The 14,291-nt window shown below is 29.2% G+C and carries 14 protein-coding genes; 11 read left to right on the plus strand and 3 right to left on the minus strand.

Going from position 1 to position 14,291, the window contains the following annotated elements; translation table 11 throughout:
* The first annotated feature begins 284 nt into the window (after positions 1-284).
* Both Q0H31_RS11035 and Q0H31_RS11040 read left to right on the plus strand, forming a co-directional pair.
* Complete coding sequence (locus Q0H31_RS11035) at positions 285-1,184, plus strand: glycoside hydrolase family 3 N-terminal domain-containing protein (RefSeq protein ID WP_367117135.1); 900 nt, start codon at positions 285-287, stop codon at positions 1,182-1,184.
* Positions 1,148-2,233, plus strand: a complete 1,086-nt coding sequence (locus Q0H31_RS11040) for a glycoside hydrolase family 3 N-terminal domain-containing protein (RefSeq protein WP_295298164.1) — start codon at positions 1,148-1,150, stop codon at positions 2,231-2,233. Before Q0H31_RS11035 ends, Q0H31_RS11040 begins: the two co-directional genes overlap by 37 nt.
* A gap of 23 nt (positions 2,234-2,256) precedes the next feature.
* On the opposite strand, the gene Q0H31_RS11045 is transcribed toward Q0H31_RS11040, so the two are convergent.
* The 3 genes from Q0H31_RS11045 to Q0H31_RS11055 all read right to left on the minus strand — a co-directional run bounded on the left by Q0H31_RS11045 (position 2,257) and on the right by Q0H31_RS11055 (position 4,916).
* Positions 2,257-2,553: a helix-turn-helix domain-containing protein gene (locus Q0H31_RS11045; protein WP_295298166.1), complete on the minus strand. Its 297-nt coding sequence runs from the start codon at positions 2,551-2,553 to the stop codon at positions 2,257-2,259.
* A gap of 236 nt (positions 2,554-2,789) precedes the next feature.
* A complete protein-coding gene (locus Q0H31_RS11050; RefSeq protein ID WP_295298168.1) occupies positions 2,790-3,428 on the minus strand; it encodes a cyclodeaminase/cyclohydrolase family protein in 639 nt (212 codons plus the stop codon).
* A gap of 396 nt (positions 3,429-3,824) precedes the next feature.
* Entirely contained in the window at positions 3,825-4,916 is a 1,092-nt protein-coding gene (locus Q0H31_RS11055) for a helix-turn-helix domain-containing protein (protein WP_295298170.1), read from the minus strand.
* A 276-nt stretch (positions 4,917-5,192) separates the two neighbouring features.
* Here Q0H31_RS11055 and Q0H31_RS11060 point away from each other — a divergent pair, with 276 nt between their 5' ends.
* The 9 genes from Q0H31_RS11060 (at position 5,193) to Q0H31_RS11100 (ending at position 13,888) form a co-directional block, all read left to right on the plus strand.
* The gene (locus Q0H31_RS11060) at positions 5,193-5,627 is read left to right on the plus strand and encodes a PepSY-like domain-containing protein (RefSeq protein WP_295298172.1); all 435 of its coding nucleotides are present in this window, start codon (positions 5,193-5,195) and stop codon (positions 5,625-5,627) included.
* A 682-nt stretch (positions 5,628-6,309) separates the two neighbouring features.
* Positions 6,310-7,596, plus strand: coding sequence for a Mur ligase family protein (locus tag Q0H31_RS11065; protein ID WP_295298174.1), 1,287 nt, complete (start codon positions 6,310-6,312; stop codon positions 7,594-7,596).
* 393 nt (positions 7,597-7,989) lie between these two features.
* The gene (locus Q0H31_RS11070; protein WP_295298176.1) at positions 7,990-8,370 is read left to right on the plus strand and encodes a MerR family transcriptional regulator; all 381 of its coding nucleotides are present in this window, start codon (positions 7,990-7,992) and stop codon (positions 8,368-8,370) included.
* Between the two features lie 23 nt (positions 8,371-8,393).
* Positions 8,394-8,819: a cyclophilin-like fold protein gene (locus Q0H31_RS11075; protein ID WP_295298178.1), complete on the plus strand. Its 426-nt coding sequence runs from the start codon at positions 8,394-8,396 to the stop codon at positions 8,817-8,819.
* 73 nt (positions 8,820-8,892) lie between these two features.
* On the plus strand, positions 8,893-9,738 hold the full coding sequence (locus tag Q0H31_RS11080) for an aldo/keto reductase (RefSeq protein WP_295298179.1): 846 nt from the start codon (positions 8,893-8,895) through the stop codon (positions 9,736-9,738).
* Positions 9,739-10,299: 561 nt separating this feature from the next.
* A complete protein-coding gene (locus tag Q0H31_RS11085) occupies positions 10,300-11,187 on the plus strand; it encodes an aldo/keto reductase (protein ID WP_295298180.1) in 888 nt (295 codons plus the stop codon).
* Positions 11,188-11,245: 58 nt separating this feature from the next.
* Positions 11,246-12,217: an aldo/keto reductase gene (locus Q0H31_RS11090; protein WP_295298182.1), complete on the plus strand. Its 972-nt coding sequence runs from the start codon at positions 11,246-11,248 to the stop codon at positions 12,215-12,217.
* A 386-nt stretch (positions 12,218-12,603) separates the two neighbouring features.
* Positions 12,604-13,113: a flavodoxin gene (locus tag Q0H31_RS11095; protein ID WP_295298184.1), complete on the plus strand. Its 510-nt coding sequence runs from the start codon at positions 12,604-12,606 to the stop codon at positions 13,111-13,113.
* A gap of 334 nt (positions 13,114-13,447) precedes the next feature.
* Positions 13,448-13,888: a cupin domain-containing protein gene (locus tag Q0H31_RS11100; RefSeq protein WP_295298186.1), complete on the plus strand. Its 441-nt coding sequence runs from the start codon at positions 13,448-13,450 to the stop codon at positions 13,886-13,888.
* Positions 13,889-14,291 lie beyond the last annotated feature (403 nt).

The raw sequence follows: 14,291 nt of genomic DNA on the forward strand, positions 1-14,291 counted from the left end.
TTTAGTATATATTAAATAACTATAATTTATGTCTTTGTTTTTATTCAACTTTTTCCCGCCGCAAAAAGTTGCAAAAAGTGCAAATGCTATAGTTTTATATTTTGGAATATATAAAATAGTATTTATATTTTGTTATAAATAAAAAGCTATATTTTATAAAATGCAGTTCTTTTGGTTCTTTTATACCAATACCGAGTAGGTGCCTATTGGCAAAAGAACTGGGGTCTGGGGCAAAGCCCCAGTTATCAAAATAAAGTAAAATAAATTAAAATTGAGTAATCATAGTGTTTTATATTTTTCTTAGTTTGATTATTATTATAATGGCTATCCTTCTATGCTACGAAATAAAAATACACAACACTAAAAAAATAAATAATAATCTGCAAATAATGCTCGCGGTTAAAACTTATGATAATGACTTAATTAACATAATAAAAGATGATGATGTTAAAGGAATAATCATTAATATACCTGACATTAATACAATTGAAAAACTAATAAAAAATATAAAAGAAAATCTAAACAAAAAAATATTCATAGCATTAGATGAAGATTATAAGCCTACTCATAATTTATTTTTTGACCAGCACTTTAAGGTTTATCAAAGCTATATTGGTGAGAGGCAAAGCGAAACTTATGCATACAACATTGCCAAAAAAAGAGCATCTACTCTTAAATCTATGGGTGTTAATATGTTTTTATCTCCTGTAGTAAATACTCTCTGTAATGAAAAATCTCATCTAAAAGAGCATATCTTCAGCGGCGATAAACAAATTGCTTCAAAGTTAATATTTCAAACAATTAAGGCGTATAAAGACAGTGGCGTCCTCACCGCCGCAAAATATTTTCCAAAATACTATGATGATGAGTTATATATAAATGATAACATAAAAAATTTTGAAATAGACTCTAAACAAACCTTTTTGTCGGCAATAGACAGCGACTTCTTTGTGATGAGCCATATTAAAAATGAAAAATTATACAGAGATTATCTTTTTAATAGCCTTAACTTTAATGGTGTTGTAATGACAGATTATATTAATAAATACTCTCTTATAAATAATAATTTGCTTAATGTTATTGATTATAGGTTTTATAAGGCAAACAGAGAAAAGATAAAAAATATTAAAACAGAGGATAGTGAATTATGCGTAAAAATTTCAAAGTTGTTAAGGAAATTATAATTTTATTTAGTTTTTTAGTTGTTGTGTTAGTTGTTCATTCTTGCACCAAAAAAGACAGCATCACAGAAGATGAAAAATATATTTTGGAATTGAAAAAAAAATATTCTTATTTGTCTGATTATATAGATGAAGTTAATAATATGAGCATTGAAGAGAGGAGAGGGCTTCTTACTATGGTGGGCATCACAGACACTGTATTAAGCGAAGAGACCATAAAAACATTAAAAGATAATCATATTGCCGGCGTTATACTTTTTAATTACAACATAGCAGATGAGGAACAATTAAAAAAACTCACATCGGACTTGAAAAAATATGTTAACAAGAATATGTTAATTTCTATAGACGAAGAAGGAGGCGAAGTCTTTAGAATACCTTTCGATAAATACAAAAACATTTCTCCAAAAATGATAGGCGACAGCAACAGCAGTGAATATGCCTACAACATAGCCTACAACAAAGCAAAGTTTCTAAAAGAAATGGGAATTAATATGATACTCTCTCCATTATGCGATGTGCCGAGCAATAAAGATTCTTATATATACAATAGAAGCTTTTCTACAAATATTGAAATAGTTTCAAAGATGGTGGAAGCTACAATAAAGGCTCAAAAAGATGCAGGCATTATAAGTGTTGTTAAGCATTTTCCGGGTCATGGAGACACTTCCGTTAATTCTCATGATGAGTTTCCTGTGATAGACAAAACTTTAGAAGAACTTAAAAATAAAGAATTAATACCGTTTCAAAAGGCTATAGATTTGGGAGCTGAGATGGTTTTGATTGCCCATATAAAAAACAAATATATAGATGATGAGCTTCCAGCAAGCATGTCAGAAAAATATAGAAAGATACTCGAAGAAGATATGGGTTTTAATGGCGTGATTATTACAGATGACCTTGTTATGACAGGCAAGATTAAAAGCACTATCAATTATGGCATAAATCTTACAAGCAATATTTATAAGAATGTGAAAGATATGTTTAGAAATATAGAACCTGATATAATTTCATGTGCTAAGGTATTAAAGATAATGAGAGAAAATACCTAACACATAAAATTATTATTTAATTATTAATTAGCTTTTTTCTTTTTTCTGTTGCTGTTTGGATTTCTTTTGTAAGTGAGCGTAGAATCTAATCCTTTAGCAACAAACTCATTTATGATGTTTACTACGGTATGATATGTAACATTATATTGTTTGGCAATATCAGTATGTGTCAGGCCAGTATTTTTTTTCTCGTCCAAAGCCAATATAATATTTGCCCTCGATATCAACCTTTTAGATTTACCTTCGTTTTTGATAAAGTCTTTAATCTTTTGCTTTTCTTCATCTTTCAAAGATATCATGTGTTTAGTAGTTATACTCATTTTTTAAACCTCCAATTTTAATACTAAAAGAAATTTTAATACTAAAACAACTAATAAAGATATTATTTTAAGTTAAAAAAGATAATTTAACTTAAGTCTATAACATAAAAACACAAAGAAAAATATAAAAATACCATTAATTCATACCATATTTTAAGGGGAAATATAACATATTATAAAAAAATATCAATATGAAAAATAATTATGCAAAAAAATATATCGATGCTTATTCTATTTTATATGTCCAATAATTCAAAATTTACCTCCTTATATGTTTTTTTCATACCCCTTAAATAATATAAACATATGTTTTTAGTATTATGTAAAAAGTTTTCATCATTTATAGAAGATAAATTTATATTAATATTTACTATAGAACATTTGCAAGCAGCATATAAAATTGTATACGCACATACTATATCGCTTATAACGCCCTCATTGCCATATTTGTGAATTATCTCAAAATACTCTAATAAGTCATAACAGCTTTTAAGCGTTTGAAGCGGAGGCTCTAATGCTTTTTTTGCTGCTTCAGAAATAGCATTTTTTCTTATTTCTTTTTGTTCATCGGTGTCTTTAGGCAATTTGTATGCGTCCATAATTAATTGAAACATTTCAGCATCTTTATCTACAATTTCTATTAGCTTTGTTTTTATTTGTTTTATATTTTCTACAGCATTATTGAATGCAATTTGTTTTTCTTTATCTAATTCTTTAAACTTTTTTTTGTTTACGGTGAGATGAGCAACCATTCCAGCCAAAGCACAAGCCAAGCTAGCGACAACAGCCGTAACGCTTCCGCCGCCCGGAGCAGGCAATGATGAATCTACATCATTAATATAATCTAATAGAGTTTTGTTTATAAGCTTTTCCATTTTTCAAAAATCTCCTTAAAGTTTTTTAATGTTTTTTTTTGTGATGCATTAATAATTTATTTGAGAGTTTAATATACTAATAAATTGATATTTTGTCAAAATTTGTTTTTTAAAATTTATGTATTTGTGGTGGCTTTGCCCCCACGCCCCCACTTCTTTTGGTGACCCAAAGAAGCAAAAAGACTGCATTTAATGGAGTATAGCTTTTTATGTATATCAAAATATAGCCATTGTTTTATATATTCCAAAATATAAAGCTATAACATTTGTACTTTTTGCAACTTTTTGCTACGGGAAAAAGTTGAATAAAAATAAGAATATAAATTATAGCTTTTATGCATATACAAAATATAAATATTATTTTATATATTCCAAAAGTATAAACCTAAAACATTATCACTTCCTCTTTAAGTGCTTAAACTGCTCTTTTGTTGCTTCTATCACCTCTTCTAATGTCATGCTGTCTCTGCCTAACGCCCTCTCTAATTCATCCATCTTTTTACTCTCTTCAAGCAATGCTTTTTCTCGCTCCCTTTTTTGTTTTTGTAATTTCCTTGCTCTTTCTAATAATTGCTCTTCTGTGTAATGGGGCTTTATGACTTTTTCTTTGTCTCCCTCTCTTAAATAGATTTTTAAAAAACTTAAAAAATCAAGCCATAATGTTGGTATGTTGTTTTTCTCTTTTGCCTTTAATTTGGCATATTTAATACATTCCCTCCAATCAAACTTTCTTTCGTTAAAAAGCTTTAATAATAACTCTTGTTTTTCTTTGCTCTTAAAACCATATAACTCAGAGATTTTTGAAGCGTTGTTGTAGGTGAAACTATTAAACACTTGGCATAATTCTAATACAAAAGAATCAAACTCTGAGAGAAGAAAATTACTATTAGTTATATTATTATTTTTATTATTAATTATATTATTATCTTTAACTTTTTCTTTAATACCCTCAAAACAATTTTGATTATGCTCTTTTATATTATTTGATAAATCTGTATCATCATTTAATTTAATTCTATTAGCTAATTTTATTTTTGCTAATGAGAAAGCATCATCGTTTTTATTGGTATTGTTATTTTTATTAATGCTTTCATTTTCTTTATACTCTTCGATGTTTGTATTAATTTCTTTATTTTTTAATTCTTCATTGTTTTTTATTTCTTCATTGTTTTTTATTTCTTCATTTTCTAATTTTTTATTTTCAAGATTATTTATATATATCTTTCTCTTGTCTACATTCTTCTCTTTTATATCATAAACCACCCTTATATAATTATGTTCCTTTAACTCTGATATGCATCTCGATATGCTTACATTGCTCATAGAATACAAATTGGCAAGATATGCGTTTGTGGCAAAGCAGTATCCTTTTTCATTGGTGAGGGCTGTAATTTCACCGTATATTAATCTTGTGAGGGGGCTTAGCCTTTTGTCGTATCTAACATTTGCGGGTATTATGGCGTAATAGTTTTTTTTGTCTTTATTCATTATAAAAACCACCTATTAATATTTTTATTTATACTAAATTCAATTTTTATAATGTTTTATAAGGTTAATTTTTGGGTTTTTATGATTTTTTGTAAATTTTTTTCTAATTTTTTATAATTTTTCTTATAATTAATATGATTTTATTACGATTTTTAATTGTTAAGTATAAAAAGTATAGTTTATAGAGCAAACTGTAAAAAAGCAGTAAAAAAATGTAAATAAATATTGACATTTCTTGAGATTTTTTGTATATTATAGCTAGGGAGTTTATTATTGATGGCTAAAAAAAGATATTCACTTCTAATAATAGTTTTTGTAATGCTGTCTTCTGTATTATTTGCCGATGATTGGATGGTTCCTGCTTCTGCATTGCCAAAAAAAGCACAGGACTTTATTGCTTCAGCATATCCGGATGCTGCAATATGGAAGGTAGAGCTAGATGACGGAAAGTTTGAGGTGGATTTATCTAATGGGGTTTCTATAGACTTTTTTATGAACGGCGATTGGAAGAGCATTGACGGTGAATATATGGGTGTTCCTAAAAGCGTGCTTCCTGCTAATATAGCAAATGTTGTTGAAAAGACCTATCCTTCATCTATAATCATAGAAATAGAGAAGGAGTGGGGCAATTATAAAGTAAAACTCAATAATATGATGGAATTATACATTTCAGCCGATGGTCAATTAATGGGTCAGAAATTTGACGACTAAAAAAATTAAATAAGTGTAATGTTTTAATTCTGTATATATAAATAAAATATAAAATTTTAGTATCTATTTAATTAAATATAATTTATATTTTTTTATTCAACTTTTTCCCTCCTTAGCTTTGCGGACTTCGTCAAAGTTTTTACCCTACGGGCACGCTTCGCGAAAACGCAAGTGCTATAACTTTAGCTTTTTTGAATATATAAAAATAAAATAATATATATATATTGTATATGCATAAAAGCTATAATTTATTGAATGCAGTTCTTTTGGTTCTTTTATACCAATACCGAGTAGGTGCCTATCGGCAAAAGAACTGGGGTGCTACCCTAAGGGCACGCTTCGCAGGGGGCAAAGCCCTGCAAAATAAAAATACTTTTAAAAGCTTAAAAATTTTTAGTATGTAGTTAAATAACTATATTTTGTTATGTAATTTTTTTCAACTTTTTCCCGCCGCAAAAAGTTGCAAAAAGTGCAAATGTTTTTTACTTTATATGTATGAATATCTATGAAATATAAAATAATATTTTTTATTTATACCTAAAGGTTGATTGAATTAAATGCAGTTCTTCGCGAAGCGTATCCGAAAGGTAAAGCTCGCAAGTAAGGCTCGCAGTTGACAAACTTCAATTTTTTCAGTATATATATATAGCATATTTTTATCACAAAAACGGAAAACTTCAATATGGAAAATATTAATGACGCTTTAGATTATCTATACTCTTTTATGAATAAAAAAAATCTTCATAAAAATAGTAAAAACCATATAAGCAATGTAGAACACATCTTAAATATATTAGGCTATAAACAAACTTTTAAAATAATACACATAACAGGCACAAAAGGAAAAGGCTCTGCTACTTTGAGTTTGGCTCATATGCTTAGTGCATGCAATTACAAAACGGGTGCTTTTATATCCCCTCACATCATAAATGAAAGAGAGAGAATATCTATTAATGATGAATGGATTAGCGAGAATGATTTTATTTCTATAGTAAAAAAGATAAAGGGTATAATTGAAGAAAATAAGCTTGATGAGAGCATAACCGTTTTTGAGTTTTTTACTATAATAGGTCTTTATTATTTTTTTATTAACAAAGCGGATTATGCTTGTATAGAGGTTGGTATCGGCGGGAGGTTTGACTGCACCAATATTGTAGACTCTTCAATCAGTATATTAACTTCTATCTCTTATGACCATGTGGATATATTGGGAAACACAATAGAAGAGATAACTTATCAAAAGGCTGGCATTATAAAAAATAATTCTATAGTAATATCAGCAATGCAAGAGAAAAACTCTATTGAAATAATAGAAAATGTGTCAAAAGAAAAAAACTGCAAGTTATACGTATTTAATAAAGATTTTTATTCTAATATCATCAAAAACACAAGTGAAATATTAGAGTTTGATTATATAGAAAAAGAAAATAAGTATCATTTTACAACTACACTTTTAGGAGAACATCAAAGCGAAAATATAGCATTATCATTCAAAGCTTTTACATTATTAGAAAGCAAGAAAGAAAATATAGAAAAAGCAATAGACTCACTTCGTAATTTTAATATAAAGGCAAGATTAACTTTTATAGAGAGAAATCCAGACATTATAGTAGACGGTGCTCATAATGCGAAATCATTAATCAGAATATTAAAGACTATTTATAAATGGTATGATAGTGTAGTGATATTATTTGCCCCTATAAGCGAAAAAGATGTAGGCGGAATGTGCGAGATATTAAAAGAGAGTGAAGACATAATTATAATAAGTTCTACGAAATCACAATATAAAAACTCTGACAGCTTTAAGACTTATGAATATTTAAAAGAAAAAGAGAATGTGTATCATATAGAGAGTTTTGACTTGGCAGTAGAAGAGATGAAAAAGATATCTAAGGAGAAAAATATACCAGCGTTAGTGATAGGTTCGCTTTACAGTGCTAGCGACTATATAATTTCAGAAGAAAGGTGAAACTAAATTGTAATTTTTTATAGGATATATTATCAACTTTTTCCCGCCGCAAAAAGTTGCAAAAAGTGCAAATACTATAGCTAATATTTCTTGGAATATATAAAAGTAAAATAATGTTTATATTTTCGTCTGTATGTAAAAAGCTATAGTTCATTAAATGCAGTTTTTTTGGTTCTTTTATACCAATAAAAGAACTGGGGGTACGGGGGCTAGTCCCCGCAAATAATAAAACTCAAAAAAATCACTATACTCATCCATGCCTTTTTGTTATAAATAATTATAAAACATAAGTATTTGATATAATTCCATAATAATTTAAACTACTAATAAGTCTTGACATTGGAGCATACTCTAATGCTATAATTAAAACAAAAAAGACTAGGGGCTTAAATTATGACAATAGCTGAAGTAAGCAAAAAGACAGATTTATCAACCGACACTTTGAGGTATTATGAGAGAATAGGGCTTATACCAGAAGTGGAGAGAACCGAAAGCGGCATACGAAATTATACTGACTATGATATAGGCTGGATAGAGTTTGCTAAATGTATGCGAAGTGCCGGAATGGGTATAGAGTCATTAATAGAATATATAAAACTCTACAACAAAGGTGATGCCACAATAGAAGCAAGAAAGCAATTATTATTAGACCAAAGAGAGATAATAGAAACAAAAATTAATGAGCTTAAAGATACCTTAGAAAAATTAAATTACAAAATAAACAATTATGATACAAAGATAAGGGAGTGTGAAAAAAAATTGTCTAAGAGATGATTAAATTAAAAAAGGATATATAAATGAAAATACTATTAAGTTTTTTAATTTTTATAATGACAGCATGCAATTCTATTTATGGAGATAGTGCAACCATGAACACTTTAAATAATTATGTTAATTTAAGAATAAACAACAAAGAATACAAATTGATATTATATGATAATGACACAGCGAGAGATTTTTTAAGAATGCTTCCGCTCACAATTACAATGAATGATTTAAACAGCAATGAAAAATATTATAATTTAAGCAAAAGCCTCACAACAAAAAGCGAAAGGGCAGGCAGTATAAAAAGAGGCGACTTTATGTTATACGGCAATAATTGTTTGGTTTTGTTTTATGAAAGCTTTTCAACATCATACAGCTACACTAAAATTGGATATATAGAAAATACAGACGGCTTAAAAGATTCGCTTGGAATGGGCAGCATAGAAATAACTTTTTAGTGCAAATTAGTTTTTTTAAAATTAATTTAAAAAAAATTAAGTTCATAAAAGAGGATTTTTAAAGGAGTTTTGTATGAAAAAAGTAAAATTAAGTAATGGGCTTGAAATGCCTATACTAGGTTTTGGTGTTTTTCAAATACCAGATTATGAGGAATGTAAGAAGTCGGTATTGAATGCAATTGAGGCAGGATACAGATTAATAGACACAGCATCAGCATACAACAATGAAAAAGCGGTAGGAGATGCCATAAAAGAAAGCGGAGTTGATAGAAAAGAATTATTCATCACAACAAAATTATGGATAAGCGACAGTGGCTATGATAATGCTAAAAAGGCTTTTGAAGTTTCTATGAATAAGCTTAATTTAGATTATTTGGATTTATATTTGATACATCAGCCTTTTGGAGATTATTACGGCTCTTGGCGAGCTATGGAAGATTTGTATAACGAAGGAAAGATTAAAGCTATAGGGGTTTGCAATTTTTATCCTGATAGATTATTAGATTTTGTTATGCATAATAAAACAGCTCCTATGGTTAATCAAATAGAAACGCATCCATTCTTTCAAAGGGAAGAGGATAATAAACTTATGAAAGAGTATAATATTCAAATAGAGTCTTGGGGGCCATTTGCTGAGGGCAGGAATAATATGTTTACTAATGAAGTATTTAAAAAGATAGCAAGTAAACATAATAAAACAGCTGCTCAGGTTATATTAAATTGGCTTATAAAGAGAGATGTTGTTGTGATACCTAAGAGCGTACACAAAGAGAGGATTATAGAAAACTTTAATGTGTTTGATTTTGAGTTGGACGACAATGACATGAAAGAAATTTCTAAACTAGATACTAAGCAGAGTTTATTTTTATCGCATACAGATATTGAGACAGTAAAATATTTATGCAATTATAAGATTTAATAGTTTTGTAAAAAATTGTAGTTTATAAAGAGTGATTTTTTATATTAAAATGTTTGTGGGGACTAGCCCCCTGCGAAGCGTGCCCTTAGGGTACACACTCTCACTTCTTTTGGCGACCGAAGGAAGTGCCTGCGACCAAAGGGAGTCCTTCAGGACGACCGTAGGAAGTACCTTCAGGTATGGGTATGACCCAAAGAAGCAAAAGGACTGCATTTTATGAAGGATAGTTTTATATATAAAAACATAGATATTATTTTATATATTCAAAAAAGGTAAAGTTGAAACATTTGCACTTTTTGCAACTTTTTGCTGCGGGAAAAAGTTGAATAAAAACAAAAACATAAATTATAGTTATTTAAATATACACTAAAAAATTTTTAAGTTTTTAAATTTATTGTTTGTGGTGGCTTTGCCCCCACACCCCCACTTCTTTTGGTGACCCAAAGAAGCAAAAGGACTATATTTTTAGATTTTTATATTACATTTAAGAATTATTCTATTATTAATGATAATTGTATTCATAAAAAAAATTATTTAGATATATTTTTAAAAGGACTAATAATGAAAAATACTTTTATAACTTTATTACTAATTTTTATAATATCACTAAATATAAAAGCAGAGGCTAATAATATGAAAGGAAATTTTAATTTCAATACAAAAACTGTTAAACTAAATAATGGTTATGAAATACCTTTAAATGGAATAGGCACATACAGCTTATTAAATGATGTTTGCTACAACTCTGTGCTTTATGCTTTACAAAATGGTGTGAGATTAATTGACACGGCTTATATATACCGCAATGAAGAGGAGGTTGCAAGAGCTGTGAGAGATTCTAAGATTGATAGAGAAGATATTTTTGTTATTACAAAGCTATATCCTAATCAGTATAATGATGCAGAAAATGCAATAAATGAAGCGTTAAAAAAATTAGGCTATATTGATATGATGCTTCTTCATCACCCGGGAAATAATGATGTTGAAGCGTATAAGGCAATAGAGAAAGCTGTGAAAGAAGGAAAGATAAAATCTATTGGTCTTTCTAATTGGTATATAAAAGAATTAAAAGAGTTCTTGCAAAAAATAAATATTATGCCTGCTTTGGTTCAAAATGAGATACACCCATATTATCAAGATACTGAAGTGGTGGAATATATTCAAAGTTTGGGGATAGCTGTTCAAGCGTGGTATCCATTGGGGGGAAGAGGTCATCAAAGAGAGCTTTTAAATGATAGTGTATTAAAAGAGATAGCTAAAAAGCATAATAAATCTGTTGCTCAAATTATATTAAGATGGCATTTACAGAGGGGAGTTATTGTGATACCCGGTTCAAGCAATAGGGCTCATATAATAGAAAACACAGAGTTATATGATTTTGAATTGAGCGATGATGAGATGAGAAGAATATCAAAACTTAACCGCAATGAAAAGCATGATTGGTATTAATTAAAATATTAATTAAAATTATGTAAACAATCTAAATAAATAATAAGGAGTTATTAATATGCAAAAAAGAAAGCTTGGAGAGTTAGAAGTTTCGGCTGTTGGTTTAGGGTGTATGGGTTATGGCGTAGTGTATGATGAGAATTATGATAAAAAACAATTAATATCTATCATACATGAAGCTATAGAATTAGGTATTAATTTTTTTGACACAGCAGAAGCCTATGGTCCATACAAAAACGAAGAGATTGTTGGCGAAGCATTAGAAGGTCGTAGAGATAAAGTTGTAATAGCTACGAAGTGCGGAATAAAAACTGTAAATGGAAAGCCTGTATTAGACGGCAGAAAAGAAACTATAATATCATCTGTAGAAGGTTCATTAAAAAGATTGAAAACTGATTATATTGATTTGTATTATCTTCACAGAGTTGACCCTAACACTCCTATTGAAGAAGCGGCATACATAATGAAAGAATTAATAAAAGAAGGTAAAATTAAACATTGGGGTATTTCAGAGGCAGGGGCAAACAGCATAAAAAAAGCTAATGAAGTATGCAAACTTACAGCCATACAAAGCGAATACTCTATGATTTGGAGGGAGCCGGAAAAAGAGATTATACCGTTATTAGAAGAATTAAATATTGGTTTTGTGCCTTTCTCTCCATTAGGTAAAGGTTTTTTAACAGGCAAGCTTAACAGCGAATTTTCAAAGAATGATTTTAGAGGTTCTATACCAAGATTTCAAAAAGAGAACTTTGATAAAAACAAATCATTGATTGATATTTTGGAAGAGATTGCTAAAGCCAAAAATGTTTCAAAGGCTCAAATAGCATTAGCTTGGGTGCTTCATCAAAAACCGTTTATAGTGCCTATATTTGGAGCAAGCAAGATAGAGAGATTAAAAGAGAATGCCTATTGTGTTAATGTGGATTTTAGCAAGGAGGAATTAAATAAGATAAATGAAGCTATTTCACAAATAACGATAGAGGGTGATAGGTATCCGAAGGAGCATATGGAGATAGTAGGGAAATAATTTTATAAGTTTTAGATTTATTTCAAAATAAGTTAATAAATGTTTATATTGTTTTTTGTTTTAATTTAATAATTTATATTAATATAATAATATAATTAGTATTATTTTATTATTTGCACTTTTTGCAACTTTTTGCGGCGGGAAAAAGTTGAATAAAATAAAAACTTACATTATAAAATATAGTTATTTAACTATATACTAAAAATTTTAAGTTTTTTATTTGCGGGGACTAGCTCCCGCACCCCCACTTCTTTTGTTGCCACAAAGAAGCAAAAAGGCTGCATGTTTATTACTAAAATAATTAGTTGTATACTTTTAATATTAAATAATCTTATCAAGCTGTTTTGAAGTAAGTCTATTAAATAAAAAAATAATAGGAGCTTAAAATGAAAATATTGATAGCTTATTATTCGCATTCAGCAAACACTAAAAAACTTGCTGACTCTATAGCAAAAATTATAAAAGAAGAATCACAAAATGTACAAATAGACTTTTTTAATACAGAGCCTGAGAAAGCATATTCGCCAAACTACAGCACAGTATTAAACGAAGCCAAAAGAGATATAAACAGCGGTTATAAACCAAAATTAAAAAGCACCATAAAGAGCATAGACGATTATGATATTATATTTGCAGGAAGCCCTAATTGGTGGAACACAATGGCTCCTCCGTTAAATACGTTTTTGAACAGTTTTGACTTTTCTAATAAAATAATAATGCCTTTCTGTACGCATGGAGGCGGAGGGTGTGGAAGCATTAAAAGAGATATAGAAAAAGAATCCAAGTCTAAACAAGTAGGTAAAATATTAAGCGTATATGGAAGCTCTGCGTCAAGTTCTGAGAGTGAAATAAGAAAATGGATTAAGGATATATTTGTAAAAATAAAATATACCTAAACAATTATAATTTGTTAAAAATTAAAGTTATATTTTATTTTGATAACTGGGGCTTTGCCCCCTGCGAAGCGTGCCCATAGGGTAAGACCCCACTTCTTTTGCGACCGTAGGAAGTGCCCTTGTGACCTGCCACAAAGAAGCAAAAAGGCTATTTTTTAGCTAAAATATATAATTTTATTTTATATTTTGAACATTATTAGTACAGTTTAATACTAATTTTATATTTGCACTTTTTGGTTCTTTGACGAAGTCCACACCGTGTGCGGCGGGAAAAAGAACAAGAAAAAGATTGAAAAAGTTAAAAATTTTTAGTATAACAAAAAGGAAAAATAATATGTACGAATATCAAAAATCACCAGAAAAAACTATATTCATAAAAAACGGAGAAGGCAAAAAGTTTAAAGGAGCTAAAGAATATTTTACAGGCGATGTTGAAGTAGAGATTCTCACAGAGCCTAATGAAGACTCGCATTTTTCTGTAGCCTATGTAACATTTGAAGCAGGTGCAAGAACAGCATGGCATACTCACCCTTGCGGTCAGCATTTAATAGTAGTTGAAGGAATAGGGCTCACACAAGAAGAGGGCGGAGAAGTTTTGGAGTTTCACGAAGGAGAGGCATTATACTGCCCAAAAGATAAAAAGCATTGGCATGGAGCTTCACCAGATTGCAAAATGAAGCATATTGCGATAACAGGCGATAAAGACGGAAATAATGTTACTTGGTTAGAGCATGTTACTGATGAAGAATGTAATGCTTATAAAAAGAATAAATAAATTTAAAGTTTAATGATTATATTTTATCTTAATATCTGGGGCTTTGCCCCACACCCCACTTCTTTTGGTGACCCAAAGAAGCAAAAGGACTGCATTTAATAAAGTATAGCTTTTTGTGTATAAAAATATAAATATTATTTCACATTCATTTATTTTATACATATTACTAATATACAAAGTTAAAACGCTTGCACTTTCGCCATAGGCGTACTTCGTATGGTTCTTTTGACGAAGTCCGCAGAGCGAAGGCGGGAAAAAGAACAATTAAAAATTCAAAATATAATTTTTATAAATTAATATCTTTATAATCTATTTCTTAGCTTACTCAAAAACACTTTTGATGCCTCTGAAAATATCTGGTTTTTCTTCCATATCACCCTCGATTCTATTTCCAATTTCGGCT

Origin of the sequence: uncultured Brachyspira sp. (assembly GCF_934747485.1) — a bacterium.
Taxonomy (GTDB): Bacteria; Spirochaetota; Brachyspiria; order Brachyspirales; family Brachyspiraceae; genus Brachyspira.

Coding starts and splice junctions, on each gene's coding strand:
- Q0H31_RS11040 (WP_295298164.1), top strand. CDS start 1,148: ATGCGTAAAAATTTCAAAGTTGTTAAGGAAATTATAATTTTATTTAGT.
- Q0H31_RS11045 (WP_295298166.1), bottom strand. CDS start 2,553: ATGAGTATAACTACTAAACACATGATATCTTTGAAAGATGAAGAAAAG.
- Q0H31_RS11050 (WP_295298168.1), bottom strand. CDS start 3,428: ATGGAAAAGCTTATAAACAAAACTCTATTAGATTATATTAATGATGTA.
- Q0H31_RS11055 (WP_295298170.1), bottom strand. CDS start 4,916: ATGAATAAAGACAAAAAAAACTATTACGCCATAATACCCGCAAATGTT.
- Q0H31_RS11060 (WP_295298172.1), top strand. CDS start 5,193: ATGGCTAAAAAAAGATATTCACTTCTAATAATAGTTTTTGTAATGCTG.
- Q0H31_RS11065 (WP_295298174.1), top strand. CDS start 6,310: ATGGAAAATATTAATGACGCTTTAGATTATCTATACTCTTTTATGAAT.
- Q0H31_RS11070 (WP_295298176.1), top strand. CDS start 7,990: ATGACAATAGCTGAAGTAAGCAAAAAGACAGATTTATCAACCGACACT.
- Q0H31_RS11075 (WP_295298178.1), top strand. CDS start 8,394: ATGAAAATACTATTAAGTTTTTTAATTTTTATAATGACAGCATGCAAT.
- Q0H31_RS11080 (WP_295298179.1), top strand. CDS start 8,893: ATGAAAAAAGTAAAATTAAGTAATGGGCTTGAAATGCCTATACTAGGT.
- Q0H31_RS11085 (WP_295298180.1), top strand. CDS start 10,300: ATGAAAAATACTTTTATAACTTTATTACTAATTTTTATAATATCACTA.
- Q0H31_RS11090 (WP_295298182.1), top strand. CDS start 11,246: ATGCAAAAAAGAAAGCTTGGAGAGTTAGAAGTTTCGGCTGTTGGTTTA.
- Q0H31_RS11095 (WP_295298184.1), top strand. CDS start 12,604: ATGAAAATATTGATAGCTTATTATTCGCATTCAGCAAACACTAAAAAA.
- Q0H31_RS11100 (WP_295298186.1), top strand. CDS start 13,448: ATGTACGAATATCAAAAATCACCAGAAAAAACTATATTCATAAAAAAC.